Source organism: Paraburkholderia sp. GAS82 (assembly GCF_050436285.1).
In the GTDB taxonomy this organism is placed as follows: domain Bacteria; phylum Pseudomonadota; class Gammaproteobacteria; order Burkholderiales; family Burkholderiaceae; genus Paraburkholderia; species Paraburkholderia phenazinium_B.
In genome coordinates this window covers 43,933-59,703 of sequence record NZ_JBNDLX010000007.1, presented here as the reverse complement: position 1 = coordinate 59,703, position 15,771 = coordinate 43,933, and the positions used below count along the sequence as shown (strand labels likewise).

The following is a 15,771-nucleotide window of genomic DNA, read 5'->3' as shown; positions in this document are numbered from 1 at the left end:
GCGGTAAAAATAGCGCCGTGCCGGATGGGAGAGCGAGTAGCGTGCATTTTAGTTAACTCCTGCGATGAGTGGCGATGCGGACGATGAAGGCGAAACCTGGGTGGGGCCGTCGGCGGTAACCGCGACGCGCGGCGAAACGGCGGCCAGTACCTTGCAGTCGTCGCGTCGCCACGTCACGGCCACGGTATGGCCAAGTGCAGGCAGATCGCGATGCTGTGTGTTGGGCACTTTCACGACGACGCTCTCGCCGTGTGCCAGTTTCAGATGCACACGGTGATGGTCGCCGCAATAGACGAGTTCCTGCACGAGCGCGTGCACGACATTCGAATCGCCTTCGCCGCGCGCGGCATCGGCCGTCGCAGCCGCCGCTGCCGCGATGTGCGCGCGCTCGGGCCGCAAGGCCAGCATCGCTTCGCCGCCGGTGCGCAGTTCGGCACCGGCACGGCCGCTGATGGTGGTGCCGTCGGCGAGCTGCAGCGTGGCCCACTCGCCCTCGCTCGCGACGACGCGGCCAGTCAAGCCGTTATTCTCGCCGACGAAGTTCGCCACAAACGCATTCGCCGCATTTTCATAGAGTTCGGTCGGCGTCGCGGCCTGCTGGATACGGCCGTCGGAAAACACGGCGACGCGGTCCGACATCGTCAGCGCTTCGTTCTGGTCGTGCGTCACGTAGACGACGGTCAGCGACAACTCGCGATGCAGGCGCATGATTTCGTATTGCATGCTTTCGCGCAGGCGTTTGTCGAGCGCACCGAGCGGCTCGTCCATCAGCACCACGCTCGGCTCGAATACCAATGCGCGTGCCAGTGCGACGCGCTGCTGCTGGCCGCCGGAAAGCTGCGCCGGCCGGCGTGCCGCGAGGTGGGGCAGCTCCACCATCTCAAGCGCGCGCGCCACGCGTGCCTTCTGTTCGTTACGACCAATCTTGCGGACCGACAGCGGAAACGCGACGTTCTGCGCGATCGTCATGTGCGGGAACAGTGCGTAGTTCTGGAACACCATGCCGATATCGCGCTGGTGCGGCGGCTTGTCGTCGAGCCGGTTGCCGTTCAGGCGAATCTCGCCGTGCGTCGGCGACTCGAATCCTGCCAGCATCATGAGTGTCGTGGTCTTGCCTGAACCGGACGGGCCGAGCAGTGAGACGAATTCGCCGCGCGCGACATCGAGATCGAGACCTTCGACGACGCTATGCACGCCGTCGTACGATTTGCTGACCCCTGCGAATGAAATGAACGATTGGCTGGACATGGTCGTGTGATCATCCGGTGCGCGGCTCACGCGCGTCATGACGAAGCGGTTCGCTGCGCGAGATAGCGCGCGAAGTCGTAGTTCGGCCGCTCGAGGTGGCTCAGGTTGCCTGGCCGCGCGAGCGGGGCATGCACGCCGCGAAACACGGCTTCGACACCGCGCCGGTCTTCCGCATTGACCTCGTCGAGCAGGGTCTTCAGCGTGGCCATGTAGTCGGCCGCTTTGGGATCGTCGATAAACTCGGGCGAGAGTCCGCCGCCAAACTGGATGTGCACCTTGCCCACACCGCGCGGCTGCAGCACGAGGTACCAGAAGTAGCCCGGCGTGAGCGTGACGAGATGCGTCGGGTAGATCGCGAGGAGCGCGGTCGTGCGGCGCCAGTGTCCCTGCAGACGCGTATTGCCGGGGTGCGCATTGCCGATCGGCAGCGACGCTTCCTTCGTAATCCAATGATAGTTGAAGGCCGCGCGTCCGGGCGGGCACTCCATCTCTTCGAGCCGTGAATGCGGGCCCACCGTGGCACGATGCAGCATGGGCAGGTGGTAGCTCTCCATGAAGTTTTCCGCGAGGATCTTCCAGTTGGTGTCCCACACGTGTTCTTCGTAGAACGTCTCGACGTAGTCGGACATGCCGTACGGCTCGATCAGTTGCGTGAGTTCTTCGAGCTGGGTTGCGACGGACGGCAGGTCAGGATCGAGCGTGACATAGATCCAGCCTTGCCAGGTTTCGCAGCGGATCGACGGCAGCCGGTAGCTTTCCTTGCAGAAGCCTGCCTGCCGCTCCATCATCGGTGCGCCGGCAAGGACGCCATCGAGCGTGTAGTTCCATGCGTGATACGGGCACACGATACGTCTGACGTTGCCGCGTCCTTCGAGCAGTACCGACATGCGATGCAGGCACACGTTCGACAGGCCGCGCAGCTCGCCCTGTTCGTTACGCAGTACCACGATGGGCTGGCCGTCGATCTGCGCGCTCAGGTAATCACCAGGATTGCTGAGCGTGCTGGCGCGTCCTACGCAAAGCCATTGCTTGTGAAAGATCTCGCGTTGTTCGAGCGCGAGAAATGCGTCAGACGTATAGACTCGCGGCGGCATGGCGCGCGCATGGTCGAACGGGCGCTCGCAGTTCGCCAGCAACTCGCGGGCGATCTCGGGTCCGGCATCCGGCGACGTTGCAAGGGCAGCCATATGGCCTCCGGTTCGGCATTGCGTTGCGATGGACACCAATCTACCAAGTCAAATTGCCAGCCAAAATATTGTTTTCGGATGTAAAAGCCAGTTTTTTCCTATGCAGGCTTCGGGCTGCCCGGCTCAGTCACTGCGATGCAGTTCGCGGATGTGCGTCTCGCAGAAGTCCGCGAATCGCTTCACTAACTGGCGTGGTTTCAGTTCGCGCGATTGTGCGATGCCAAGCGTGGTCGCCGTCACGTCGTCCTTGAACTGCTTGATGACGAAGTCCGCGCCGTCCACGGTTCGCAGCGACTTCAGCGGGAAGTTGAGGAGGCTGTAACCGAGGCCGTTTGCGACCATCCCGCGCACCACTTCCGGCTGCGACGAACGGAACGCGGGCACAGGCCGCGTTCCGACCGCGTCGAACAGTCCTGCGAAGTATTCGCGGCTGTGCGGCAGATCGAGCATCACATACGGTACGTTGAGCAGATCCGTGAGCGAGACGGCGCGTGCGCGGGCGAGCCGGTGCAGCTTCGGCAGAATCACGTAGGGCGGCAGCGAAACGAGGGGCGTGAAGGCGACCTCGTCGGTGAGGTCGAGGCTGTAGGTGAGCGCGAGATCGAGCGTGCCGTCGCGCAGGCCGTGCAGCAGGTCGTCCTGATGGGCTTCCTCGGTGCGGAAGGTGACGCCCGAGTGGCTGGCAATGAAGCGGCTGATGAGTGCCGGCATGACCGGCGGCGCGAGCGAGACCATGCAGCCGAGCGCGATTACGCCTGACATGCCGCCGTCCATCTCGCGTGCGGCGGACTGCAGCTCCTCCGCGTTCTTCAGAAGATTGCGCGCCTGTCCGAGCATGTCGCGCCCGGCCTGCGTCAGCGACAGGCCGCTCGCATGATGGCGGATGAACAGCTGTACGCCGAACGACGCTTCCAGGTCGGCAAGCGCCGTCGAGATCGACGGCTGCGAGATGTGCAGTTTCTTCGCCGCCGCGGTGAACGACAGCGCTTCCGCGGTGACCACGAAATACCGCAACTGCCGTAGCGAATAGTGCAATTGACCCACTTCCATCGCCTGCTCCTCGACGTTTTATCTGTCGCGATTGTGCGTCGAAAGAAATCCGTTTGCATAGGGAAAAGCGATGTATTGCATTTTTGAAATATGTTTTTCGGATGCTTGAGGCGGGCGTAGATTGCATTCATCGAATCCGGCGCGGCGTGCCTGCAGCGCTGCCACGGACCATGTCCGCACTCAAGCTGCCTTTCGGAAGGGAACAGCCATGACAGCTGAAAAAACGTCAATCGATACGCTTGTGGTGGGCGCCGGTCAGGCCGGGGTGGCCATGAGCGAACATCTGAGCAGGCAGGGGGTGCCGCATCTCGTGCTGGAACGCAGCCGCATTGCCGAGCGCTGGCGCACGGGACGTTGGGACTCTCTGGTGGCCAACGGCCCGGCATGGCATGACCGGTTTCCGGGTCTGGAATTCGACGATCTCGATCCCGACGCCTTTCCGTCCAAAGACCGGGTCGCGGACTATTTCGAAGCGTATGCGAGGCAATTCAATGCGCCTATCCGCACTGGCGTCGAGGTGACGAAAGTGGAGCGTAGCGCGGGCCGGCCTGGCTTCACGATTGAGACGTCGGAGGGCATTGTCGAGGCCAATCGTGTGGTGGTCGCGACCGGCGCGTTCCAGCGTCCCCTGATTCCGCCTGTTGCGCCGCACGACGAGCGGCTCACGCAGATTCATTCCGCCGACTACCGCAATCCAGGCCAGTTACCCCAGGGCGCCGTTCTGGTAGTGGGAGCCGGGTCGTCAGGGGTGCAGATTGCCGATGAACTGCAGCGCTCGGGCAGGCAGGTATATCTCTCAGTGGGGCCGCACGATCGTCCGCCGCGCGCCTATCGCAACCGCGATTACTGCTGGTGGTTAGGCGTGCTGGGCGAGTGGGACAAGGAGGTCGCGACACCGGGCAGGGAGCACGTCACCATTGCGGTGAGCGGTGCCCGTGGCGGCCATACCGTCGACTTCCGGGCGCTTGCCCAGCAAGGCATCGTACTCGCCGGTCTGACGAAATCGTTCGAGCGCGGCATCGTCGCCTTCCAGCCGGACCTTGCAGCCAACCTCGCCCGCGGTGACGAAAACTATCTGGCGCTGCTCGACACGGCCGACGCGTATATCGCTCGAAATGGCCTGGACCTTCCGGAAGAACCGGAGGCGCGCAAAATGCTCGCCGATCCCGAATGCGTGACCCATCCGCTTCTCGAGCTCGATCTCGCGGAGGCTGGCGTGACTTCCATTGTCTGGGCGACTGGCTACACGGCCGACTACAGCTGGCTGCATGTCAACGCCTTCGCCGCGAACGGAAAACCGCAACATCAACGAGGCGTGTCGTCCGAACCCGGCGTTTATTTTCTGGGTCTACCGTGGCTGTCGCGGCGTGGCTCCAGTTTCATCTGGGGTGTGTGGCACGACGCCATGCACATTGCCGACCATATCGCCACGCAGCGCGGGTATCTCTCGTATCGCGATGCGTCGCAACGTCAAACACAGGATTTTTTTCACTACGCTGAAGGCGCATGATGAACCAACCTACGCACACCCGCATCCGCATGTTCAACACGAAGGATACGTACCCCAACCAGGCGCTGGATAACGACCTCTGCCAGGCCGTGCGGGCCGGCAACACCGTTTATGTGCGCGGGCAGGTGGGCACGGATTTCGATGGCAATCTGATCGGGCTCGGCGATCCGCAAGCTCAGGCCGAGCAGGCGATGAAGAACGTCAAGCAACTGCTCGAGGAAGCGGGCAGCGACCTGTCGCATATCGTCAAGACCACCACGTACCTGATCGACCCGCGTTATCGCGAGCCGGTGTATCAGGAAGTCGGTAAATGGTTGAAGGGGGTTTATCCGATTTCCACCGGCCTCGTGGTCAGCGCCCTGGGTCAGCCTCAATGGCTGATGGAGATCGACGTAATCGCGGTGATTCCCGATAACTGGAAGCCGAATCAGGACTAAGGAGCGGCACATGACATTCTCCATCGTTGGGCGTTGTGCGGAAACGGGCCAGCTTGGGATCGCCATCAGCTCGTCCAGTATTTCGGTGGGAGCCCGATGCCCGTGGGTGCGCGCGGGCGTGGGCGCGGTAGCGACCCAGAATGTCACGCTGCCAGCTCTCGGCCCGCGGATTCTGGATCTCCTCGAAGACGAAGGGCGTCTCGACCCTTCCGCAGCGCTCGACCGTGCGCTCGCCGGCGACGGATGGAGCCAGTATCGCCAGGTGACGGTGATCGACGGCCAGGGCCGTACGGCGTTTTTCACAGGCAAGGAAGCGCTGGGCCTGCACCACGCTGTGGCGGGTGAGCAATGCGTCGCCGCCGGCAACATGCTGGCGGACGTGCAGGTCATCGAGGCGATGGTTCAGGCGTTCGAGACAACGGCCGGCCTGTTGGCCGAGCGCCTGCTGTCGTCGATGCGTGCCGCGATAGCGGCGGGTGGTGAAGCCGGACCCGTGCATTCGGCGGCGCTCAAGGTGATGGGCGACGTGATCTGGCCGATCGTCGATCTGCGGGTCGACTGGGCGGAGGTCGACCCGATCGGGCAACTGGAAGCGCTGTGGCGCGCCTATCGACCGCAAATGCAGGACTATCTGACGCGCGCGTTGAACCCGACCGCAGCGCCGAGCTACGGCGTGCCGGGCGACGAGTGAAGTGTCTGCCTGAAGCTTTCGTCCCTGCTCACCAGGGAACGACCTTTCCCTGGTAGTCCAGATAATGCAAACCGGAGCGCCCTTCGTAAGCCTCGATCGTGTTCACCAGGTTCGGGATGCTTTCTTCGATAGTCAGACGCGCGTCGGGGCCGCCCATGTCCGTCTTTACCCATCCAGGCGCCATCAATAGCAACGTTTTCGGGTCGTTCTGGTGACGCGCGGCAAAGCTGCGCATGAACATGTTGAGGGCAGCCTTGCTGCCACGGTAGACCTCGTAATGGCCGTTCGTGTTGTTGGTGAGGCTGCCTTGCCCGGACGACATGACACCGATTGTTCCGGCCGGCTGCACAAGATCCTGAAACGCCTCGATTACCCTCATTGGACTCAACGAGTTCGTCACCATGACGCGCACGAATTCCTCTGTCGAGACGTCGGCTATCGTTTCGCGATCGTCGTTTTTGACGCCAGCGTTCACGAAAAGTATATCCAGCCGTCGATCCTTGAGGCGATCGTGTAACGCGGCGACCTGATCGGGGATCGTGATATCGACGGCTTCAACTTCCAGTGTACCCTGAGTGCTTTGCGCGAGTCGGTGCAGGCGTTGTATTGAGCCCTCCCTCCCGGTGGCAATCACTTGCCAGCCACGCTTGAGGTATTCCTCGACCATTGCGAATCCGAGGCCGCGGGATGCACCGATGAGAAGGACGGTTTTCTGCGCAGAGGTGTCTTGCATTGGTAACTCCTATGAGCGAGACCCGATACAACATGCTTTGAGGTGCCACGTGTTTGGGTCATAAGTCGGTACAGCGAATATATCGATCCACAAGACATGGCGGAAGGCGCAGCCGTTGCACTTATAACCTGCATCAAACGCCATGTCTGAACGGCGCGTGCTAGGATCAGGCATGCCAGAAGCCGACCTGAATTTGCTCATTGCGCTCGACGCATTGCTTGCCGATGGCAGCGTGGCCGGTGCTGCGCGTCGGCTGGGATTGAGCGCTTCGGCAATGAGCCGAACCCTGACCCGGCTTCGAGAGGCGACCGGTGACCCGCTGCTGGTTCGGGCCGGGCGCCAGATGGTTTTGACACCCCATGCAGAGGCACTGCGTCAACGCACACAGAATGCGGTTCACGAGGCACGTGCTGTACTGGGTCCCGCAATGACGGAGCTTGATTTCTCGACGTTGCAGCGCACCTTTACCATTCGTTCCAACGATGGTTTCGTCGAAGCCTTTGGTGCTTCGCTGATCGCCGCGGCGACAGCGGTTGCGCCGCGTGTGTGTTTGCGTTTTGCACCCAAGCTTGAGAAGACGGCAGCGTACTTGCGAGACGGTTCGGCAGATCTCGAGATCGGTGTGTTGAGCGAAATGGGACCGGAAGTCCGCGTGCAGGCATTGTTCCGCGACCGCTTTATAGGCGTTGTCAGGCAAGGCCATCCGCTCGCGATGGAGCCTGAGGTGACGACGCAACGGTACACCGCCTTCGGCCATGTCGTCGCCTCCCGTCACGGCCGCACCATCGGACCGGTTGATGAGGCGCTGGCCGCTTTAGGACTGGAACGAACGATTGTCGCCGTCGTTCCGAGTTTTCCCGCTGCGCTCGCGGTGGCGCGAGCCTCCGACCTGGTCGCGCTGGTGCCTGCTTCCGTTCTGGACAATCAGTCCGCACAGCAGGAATTGCCCGCATCCGCCGGCACTCACGCCTTTGAGCTTCCCGTGACAACCGGCGAGATTACCGTGTCGCAGATGTGGCACCCGCGCCTGGAGGTGGATCCTGTTCACCGCTGGCTCCGTCAACTGACGCTAACGGTGTGTCGGGAACGGCTGGGTCAGTGAAACGGGAGCCTCGCGTCCACGCGAGGCTCCATTCATTGCGTGGGTCGCTCTGTGCAACAGCCGCTTGGCGATCGATCAGGACGCTATGCCGGATCCTTAAACACGCTGTTCAACCATCCACCTGAGGGCTCCTTCGACAAGCTGTCGAAGCGACCCTCCGCAAGCGACTGAACGCTGGCCACGAGGCCGCCCCACGCCGCACGGGCTAATGCACCGCCGACACTCACACGCCGTACGCCGAGCTTCGCCAGTTCGTCGAGCGTGAACGCAGAGGGGCCGCCGATCAGCAGATTGACCGGCTTCGGCCTGACCGCGGCGACCACCGCTTCGATCTGCTCGCGCGTCTGGATGCCGGGCGCGTACAGACAATCGGCCCCGGCTTGCGCATACGCGCGCAAACGCGTAATCACGTCTTCGAGATCGGGCACGCCGGCAACGAAATTCTCCGCACGTCCGACGAGCAGCGTATCGCCGCCTGTCTCGTCGATCGCGCGTCGTGCTGCAGCGAGCCGTTCCACGGCCACGGTGACCGGAAGTAACGGCGACTTCGCATCGCCCGTCGAGTCCTCGACAGACAGGCCGGCGACGCCCGCGTCCACCGCCATCCGGACGCTTTGCGCCACTTCGGCGGGATTGCTGCCAAAGCCGCTTTCGAAGTCGGCGTTCACCGGCAGATCCGTCGCTTGGACCATCTCGCGCAGGTGAGCGATGACCGCGTCGCGCGAGACTCCGTTGTCGGGCCGGCCGATCGACCACGCGAAGCCCGAACTGGTGGTCGCGAGTGCCTTGAAGCCCATGGATGCCAGGTAACGGGCGCTGCCTACGTCCCACGGATTCGGCAACACGAAACATCCGTCTTCGTGCAACGCGCGGAATGCCTGGCGTTTTTCGGAAATGGTGCGGGTCATGATCATTCTCCTTTGTGTGGGATGTGGCAGCGCAACCACGGATACCACCAGACGCTCTTTAATCTTGAGAAGCCTGCAACCTTACTCTTCTTATTAGACGTCCCGCCGTGCGCGATTCCAATCTTTTCATCAGACCATACGCGAGTGGCTCGCGCCCGGCATGGTGCAAGCGAAGCCATCGTCCAGGCACGTCAAGGGTCGACGCGAATATGTTGCGGCGGTCGTCAAGGTGTATCGTGGCGTGATGCGGTCATTTGTAAACGTTTCTGATCGTAAGGCGTAAGAATTGCCGGTCACAATACGCCGCTTTGTGTCATGCATTCACATGCACAGGACGCCGATGAAACAGATAAACAGGGCGTGCGCCCTCTAGAGACACGACGGGCAAAGCCCGCACACCAGCCAGCCAGTGCAGATGGACGCCACACACGGATTCGATGCGGGCAGCAGCCCCCAGCTTCTCTGGGAGGATGGCGAGCGCGTGTTCTGCCGGGAGCGGTCTCAGGACGGTAGCGAGAGCGTGCTGGTGGCGCGCACGGCCAGCGAGCATCCATCGCCGGCCAGCCTCGCGCGTATTGCTCATGAATTTGCGCTGCGGGGTCAACTCGGCAGCGCATGGGCAGTGCGACCCAGGGAACTGCTGCAGGCAGAAGGCCGCGCCGTGCTGGTGCTCGAGGATCCAGGCGGCGAGCCGCTCGAGCGGTTGACCGGCGCACCCATGGAAATGGAAAGTGTCCTGCGCCTCGCTACGGGAGTCGCGGTGGCGCTGGGTAAGCTCCACCAGTGCGGCCTCGTCCACAAGGATCTCAAGCCAGCCCATATCCTCGTGAACTGTGTGGACGGGCACGTGCGGCTCACCGGATTCGGCATTGCCTCGCGGCTGCCGCGTGAGCGGCAACGTCCCGAGCCGCCGGAGACCATTGCCGGCACGCTCGCCTACATGGCACCCGAGCAGACCGGACGGATGAACCGTTCGATCGACTCGCGCAGCGACCTCTACGCATTCGGCGTCGCGATCTACCAGATGCTCACGGGCACATTGCCGTTCACGGCTCTCGATCCGATGGAATGGGTGCACTGTCACGTCGCCCGCAAGCCGCTGCCGCCCAGCGCGCGGGTGGGGGCGGTTCCGCCTGGCGTCTCGGCGGTCGTGATGAAGCTGCTCGCGAAGACCCCCGAAGAGCGTTATCAGACCGCGGCCGGCGTCGAGTGGGATTTGCGGTACTGTCTGGCCGAATGGACGCGCCAGCGTCGCGTCGATGTCTTCCGGCTGGGCGCGCACGACACGCCCGACCGGCTGCTGATCCCCGAGAAACTCTACGGGCGGGAGCGCGAGGTCGGCACGCTGGTGGCCGCCTTCTACCGCGTCATCAGCAGCGGCGCGCCGGAACTGGTGCTGGTTTCCGGCTATTCGGGCATCGGCAAATCCGCGGTCGTCAACGAGTTGCACAAGGTGCTGGTGCCCCCGCGCGGGCTCTTTGCCTCGGGCAAGTTCGACCAGTACAAGCGCGACATACCCTATTCGACCCTGGTGCAAGCCTTCAGGGGGCTCGTGCGACCGCTGCTCGGCAAACGCGAGACGGAACTCGCAAGCTGGCGTGACGCACTGATCGAAGCCCTTGGGCCGAACGCCCGGCTCATGACCGAGCTGATCCCCGAACTGACGCTGATCATCGGCGATCCGCCGCCGGTCCCGGAGCTCGATCCGCATCAGGCGCAACGCCGCTTTCAGCTCGTTTTCCGGCGCTTCATCGGCGTATTCGCCACGCAGGAACATCCGCTGGCGCTGTTTCTCGACGATCTGCAATGGCTCGACGCCGCGACGCTCGATCTGCTGGAGGACCTGCTTACCGGTCCGGATCTGCGCCATCTGATGTTGATCGGCGCCTATCGCAACAATGAGGTGGACGCCTCGCATCCGCTGATGCGCAAGCTGCAGGCCGTGCGCAACGCCGGCGCAACGTTCGATGAAGTGGCGCTGGTGCCGCTTGCGCGCGGGCACGTCGAACAGTTGATCGCAGAGGCGCTTCGCGACGCGCCGGAACACGCGGCACCGCTCGCGCAGCTCGTCCACGAAAGGACCGCTGGCAATCCGTTCTTCGTCATCCAGTTTCTGCACGCACTCGTCGACGAGGGCCTGCTCGGTTTCGACCACGACGCAGCCTGCTGGCACTGGGATCTGCCGAACATTCATGGCAAGGGCTATACCGACAACGTCGCCGACCTGATGGTCGCGAAGCTGGCCCGCTTGCCCGTCGACACGCAGCAGGCGCTGCAACAGTTTGCCTGTCTCGGCAATACCGCCACGACGGCGATGCTCGCGAACGTTCTTGAGCGTTCGAGGGACGAGATCCGGGCACTGCTGCTGCCGGCGGTCGAACAGGAGCTCATCGAGCAACTTGAGGAATCCTGCCGGTTTGTCCACGACCGGGTGCAGGAGGCGGCCTACTCGATGATCCCCGAGGCGTTGCGTGCGCAGGCCCATTTGCGCGTCGGACGTTTGCTCGCGGCGCAGACGCTACCTGAGAAACGGCAAGAGGCGGTCTTCGAAATCGTCAACCAGCTCAACCGTGGTGCAGCCCTCGTCACGCTGCAGGAAGAGCGCGAGCAACTGGCCGGGCTCAATCTGATTGCCGGCCAGCGTGCGAAGGCGTCGTCAGCCTATGAGTCGGCGCTCACCTACCTGAGCGCCGGCGCCGAATTCCTGAGGGACGATTGCTGGGCGCGCCGGCACGACCTGATCTTCGCGCTGGAGCTGGAGCGGGCCGAATGCGAGTTTTTGACGGGCCGCCTGTCGGCCGCGGAAGAGCGTTTGAGTGTGCTTATTCAGCGTGCCGCGACTGTGCCCGAGCGTGCCAACGTGACATGTTTGCGCGTCGATCTGTACATGACGCTCGATCAGGCGAGCCGCGCCGTTGCGGTTGCTCTGGACTACCTGGAACATCTGGGCATCGACTGGTCGCCGCATACCGCGGAAGAGAAAGCGCGTGAGGAATACGAACGAATCTGGTCCCAGCTTGGAGACCGCAAGATCGAGGAGCTCATCGATCTGCGGCTGATGACCGACCCGGAATCGCTCGCGACCATGGACGTCCTCGTCAAGGTCATGCCCGCCGCACTGTTTACCGATACGAATCTATGGTCGCTGGTCGTCTCCAGGGCCGTCAATCTGAGCCTTGAACGCGGCAATTGCGACGGATCCAGCTCTGCCTACGTCCGGCTCGGCATGATGGCCGGAGCGCGTTTTGGCCACTACGAGGTCGGATTTCAATTCGGTCAGCTGGGTTACGACCTTGTCGAACGACGCCGCCTGATGCGTTTCCGTGCAAGAACCTACATGCATTTCGGCAACGTCATCCTGCCGATGGCCAAACATCTGCGGGCTGGCCGCGAACTGATGAACCGCGCGTTCGAGGCTGCAAGGAATACGGGTGACCTCGTTTGCGAAGGGTATTGCTACACCCATATGATCACCAATCTGCTCATCGCGGGAGATCCACTCGCCGACGTGCAGCGCGAAGCCGAAGCGAGCCTGATGTTCGCGCAAAAAGCGCATTTCGGTTTCGCCACCGACGTCAGCGCGACGCAGCTTGGACTGGTACGAACGCTGCGAGGCCTGACGCTGGCCTTTGGCTCTTTCAACGACGGGCAGTTCGACGAGATGCGGATCGAGCGTCACTTCCTCGAAAATCCGGACCTCGTGATTGCGCACAGCTGGTACTGGATCCGCAAGTTGCAGGCGCGCTTTTTTGCCGGCGACTACGCGGCGGCGGCAGACGCTTCGATGCGGGCGCAACGTCTTTTGTGGACCGCGGCATCGTACCTGGAAGAGGCGGAATATCATTTCTACAGCGCGCTCTCGCTGGCTGCCTGCTGCGGTCCTGTTGCCAGCCCCGGCCCCGAAGCGCGGGAGTCTCTCGAAGCGATAGCTATTCACGAAAGGCAATTGCAATTGCGGGCGCAGAGTTGCCCCGAAAACTTCGAGGATCGCGCGGCGCTGGTCGGTGCCGAGATCGCTCGCCTGGAAGGGCGCGACGCCGAGGCGATGCGCCTCTACGAAACGGCGATCCGCTCGGCGCGTGCAAACGGCTTCGTGCAAAACGAAGCGCTTGCCGGCGAACTCGCGTCGCGCTTCTACGCGGCGCGCGGATTCGACAAGATTGCCCGCATGTATCTGCAGGACGCCCGGCAAGGGTATCGGCGCTGGGGCGCAGATGGCAAGGTGCGGCAGCTCGACGAAATGCACCCATACCTCAGAGAAGGTGACCAGGCGCTCAGACCCACCAGCACGATCGGGGCGCCGGTCGAACACCTCGATCTCGCGACGGTGATCAAGGTGTCGCAAGCGGTCTCGGGAGAGATCGTTCTCGACAAGCTGATCGATACGGTGATGCGTACGGCGATCGAACAGGCCGGCGCCGGACGCGGCTTGCTGATTCTTCCGGACGGCGATGAGCAACGGATCGCCGCTGAGGTCACGACCGATGGCGACATGCCGCTTGTCGAGCTGCGCGATGTGCCGGTGAGCGCGGCGATGCTACCCGAGTCGGTTCTGTACCACGTCCTGCGCACGCGCGAGAGCGTGATTCTCGACAATGCAGCGAGCGATCCCACATTTGCCACGGACCCGTACATTGTTCAGCACCGCACCCGTTCGATGCTCTGCATGCCCTTGATGAACCGGGCCAAACTCATCGGCGCGCTGTACCTCGAAAACGATCTGCTCACCCGCGTATTCGCGCCTGCGCGGATTGCCGCGCTGAGGCTGCTTGCCTCGCAGGCCGCGACCTCGCTCGAAAATACCCGCCTGTACCGTGACCTTGCGGAGCGCGAATCGAGGATTCGGCGGCTCGTCGATGCCAACATCATCGGCATCATCGTCTGGAGAGAGGATGGTGACATCCTCGAGGCGAACGACGCGTTTCTGCGCATGGTGGGATACGAGCGCGACGACCTCGTCTCGGGGCGCGTGCGCTGGACGGACCTGACGCCGCCGGAATGGCGCGAAAGCGCCGCACTGGCTTTGGAAGAGCTAAGGACAGTGGGGCGCTCACAGCCGACGGAGAAGGAGTACCTCAGGAAAGACGGCAGCCGTGTGCCCGTCATGATCGGCAGGGTCGCTTTCGAAGCTAGTGGGAAGGAAGGTGTCGCCTTCGTGGTCGATCTGACCGAGCGCAAGGAAGCAGAGCACCGCTTGCTGGAGTCTTACGAGATGTTGCGCGAACTCACCTCGCGCCGCGAAACTGCACGCGAAGAAGAGCGCAAACATATCGCACGGGAAATGCACGACGAGCTCGGGCAATATCTCACCGCGCTACGCATGCGCGCGTCGACGTTGCGCATGCAGTTCGGCAATGACCACCCGGAGCTGTTCGACGAAACCCGGGCACTGATTGCGCTGGTGGACAACACCATGGAGGTGGTGCGGGGCGTCATCACGTCGCTGCGTCCGCCGGCTCTCGATGCCGGTATCGTGGCGGCGCTCGAATGGCTGGCTGCCGAGTTCGACCGCAATGGCCGCACGGTATGCCAGCTTCGCGTGCAGGACGAGAACATCGTCATGAGCGAAGACCACGCCGTGGTGCTGTTTCGGCTCGTCCAGGAGGCGTTGACGAATGTCGCCCGGCATTCGGCGGCCACCGAAGTGATCATCACGCTCGAACGAACGCCTGGCGCCTACGTGCTCGAAGTTCGCGACGACGGCCAAGGGTTCGATGCGCAGGCGATCAGAAAAACCTCGTTCGGTCTGGCCGGGATGGAAGAGCGTGTCCTGATGCTGGGCGGGGAGATCGAAGTGCTCAGTGCGCCCGGCGCCGGCACTGCGATCAAGGTTCGTCTTCCTGATCGTCAGGCGGCGCCGGACTAGTCGGGCTGGACCCGGCCGTGCGCTTCACGGCGTGCGTGATGCCGGTATCGCGTCAAAGGAGTGGCCGGCAGGCACCAGCTTTGGCTGCGCAAACGCAGCCCGTGCATCGACAGCAGACGCGGAAGTCCAGCCGGGCCGACCGTATGCATGGCGCCCACGACGATCAGTCGCGACCTGCGATCCGCCGCCATCCGGACAATCGAGGGCACCCAGTTCCTGTTGCGTTGATTGATCAGGATATCGAACATGGCCGGCCAGCGCCGGCGGCGATCCGTGAGCGCAGCATCGAAACGGATGGTATTTCCGTGAGTCCAGGCGCGCACCATCGTGGACAGCTCTGCAACACCGAGATCGCCGTTCACGAAATATTCCAGCATGGAGGTCTGTTCGGCAATCGGCGCCGACGTCAGGGCGATGGTTTGGGCCTCGACCGTTTCGAGCGCCCCACGGTGTTTTGCATCGTGGACGGCGCGATCCCAGAGAAGCCGGTCGACGCCGCGCTCCATCACATAGCCGCTCCTCGCCGCCTCGTTCAGGTGAAGGATCAGCGCCGCGGCGCCGGGCTTGAAGCGCGGCAGATTCTGCCCGGGAAGTCCGAGCCGCAACCAGTGCGAATGCGCTTTCGCATACGTAAGCGGTGTCACGCAATCCTTGAGCGTGGTGCCGGGCGGCAGCAATAGGGGAGCCGAGTCGGGCGGTTCCGACAGGTCTGCTTCCAGCACGAGGTGACTGGCGGTGCTAAACACCTCCAGAACATGGCGCGGCAAGCGAAACGGCTCGAGGTTGGTGACGTGAACCGAACCCAGAATATGTGTCTCGGAGCCTTCAATCTTCCATAGCATTGCGATATCCCTTACGGCGGGCGGCCGGGCTTCCATGAAACCCGGCGATTCTCATTCTGATGCTCAGATTCTAATGCGAAACAAGTCGCCTGGCCGCCGCTCGTAACTGGCCGGTGCGGGACACTCGACGGCGCCTGGCGAATACCCGGCGCAGCGTATTTTCTCAGGTTTCCGGTTCGCGAGACCTACAAAAAATT

At 62.8% G+C, this 15,771-nt stretch carries 11 protein-coding genes; 5 read left to right on the top strand and 6 right to left on the bottom strand.

Annotation, left to right across the window (positions count from 1 at the left end):
• Positions 1-48 precede the first annotated feature (48 nt).
• The 3 genes from P3T17_RS22170 to P3T17_RS22160 all read right to left on the bottom strand — a co-directional run bounded on the left by P3T17_RS22170 (position 49) and on the right by P3T17_RS22160 (position 3,485).
• Positions 49-1,248: an ABC transporter ATP-binding protein gene (locus tag P3T17_RS22170; RefSeq protein ID WP_429408902.1), complete on the bottom strand. Its 1,200-nt coding sequence runs from the start codon at positions 1,246-1,248 to the stop codon at positions 49-51.
• Between the two features lie 35 nt (positions 1,249-1,283).
• On the bottom strand, positions 1,284-2,435 hold the full coding sequence (locus P3T17_RS22165; RefSeq protein WP_429408901.1) for an aromatic ring-hydroxylating oxygenase subunit alpha: 1,152 nt from the start codon (positions 2,433-2,435) through the stop codon (positions 1,284-1,286).
• 123 nt (positions 2,436-2,558) lie between these two features.
• Positions 2,559-3,485, bottom strand: a complete 927-nt coding sequence (locus P3T17_RS22160) for a LysR family transcriptional regulator (protein ID WP_429288116.1) — start codon at positions 3,483-3,485, stop codon at positions 2,559-2,561.
• A gap of 208 nt (positions 3,486-3,693) precedes the next feature.
• Between P3T17_RS22160 and P3T17_RS22155 the strand changes: the two genes are divergently transcribed.
• The 3 genes from P3T17_RS22155 to P3T17_RS22145 are packed head-to-tail and all read left to right on the top strand — an operon-like array spanning position 3,694 to position 6,123.
• Positions 3,694-4,995 (top strand): flavin-containing monooxygenase, encoded by a 1,302-nt coding sequence (locus tag P3T17_RS22155; protein WP_429408900.1) that lies wholly within the window; start codon positions 3,694-3,696, stop codon positions 4,993-4,995.
• Positions 4,995-5,432 carry a RidA family protein gene (locus tag P3T17_RS22150; RefSeq protein WP_074267881.1) on the top strand — a complete coding sequence of 146 codons (438 nt, stop codon included), beginning with the start codon at positions 4,995-4,997 and terminating at the stop codon, positions 5,430-5,432. Before P3T17_RS22155 ends, P3T17_RS22150 begins: the two co-directional genes overlap by 1 nt.
• A 10-nt stretch (positions 5,433-5,442) precedes the next feature.
• Positions 5,443-6,123: a DUF1028 domain-containing protein gene (locus P3T17_RS22145; RefSeq protein ID WP_429408899.1), complete on the top strand. Its 681-nt coding sequence runs from the start codon at positions 5,443-5,445 to the stop codon at positions 6,121-6,123.
• Positions 6,124-6,151: 28 nt separating this feature from the next.
• Here P3T17_RS22145 and P3T17_RS22140 read toward each other — a convergent pair whose 3' ends face one another.
• The gene (locus P3T17_RS22140) at positions 6,152-6,856 is read right to left on the bottom strand and encodes an SDR family NAD(P)-dependent oxidoreductase (protein WP_429408898.1); all 705 of its coding nucleotides are present in this window, start codon (positions 6,854-6,856) and stop codon (positions 6,152-6,154) included.
• 172 nt (positions 6,857-7,028) lie between these two features.
• Here P3T17_RS22140 and P3T17_RS22135 point away from each other — a divergent pair, with 172 nt between their 5' ends.
• A complete protein-coding gene (locus P3T17_RS22135) occupies positions 7,029-7,958 on the top strand; it encodes a LysR family transcriptional regulator (protein WP_429408897.1) in 930 nt (309 codons plus the stop codon).
• 83 nt (positions 7,959-8,041) lie between these two features.
• Here the strand turns inward: P3T17_RS22135 and P3T17_RS22130 are convergent, their stop codons facing one another.
• Positions 8,042-8,866: an isocitrate lyase/PEP mutase family protein gene (locus P3T17_RS22130; RefSeq protein WP_429408896.1), complete on the bottom strand. Its 825-nt coding sequence runs from the start codon at positions 8,864-8,866 to the stop codon at positions 8,042-8,044.
• 415 nt (positions 8,867-9,281) lie between these two features.
• Here P3T17_RS22130 and P3T17_RS22125 point away from each other — a divergent pair, with 415 nt between their 5' ends.
• On the top strand, positions 9,282-14,732 hold the full coding sequence (locus P3T17_RS22125) for an AAA family ATPase (protein ID WP_429408895.1): 5,451 nt from the start codon (positions 9,282-9,284) through the stop codon (positions 14,730-14,732).
• Here P3T17_RS22125 and P3T17_RS22120 read toward each other — a convergent pair.
• A complete protein-coding gene (locus P3T17_RS22120) occupies positions 14,729-15,574 on the bottom strand; it encodes a TraB/GumN family protein (RefSeq protein WP_429408894.1) in 846 nt (281 codons plus the stop codon). The genes P3T17_RS22125 and P3T17_RS22120 overlap by 4 nt on opposite strands.
• Positions 15,575-15,771: the final 197 nt, after the last annotated feature.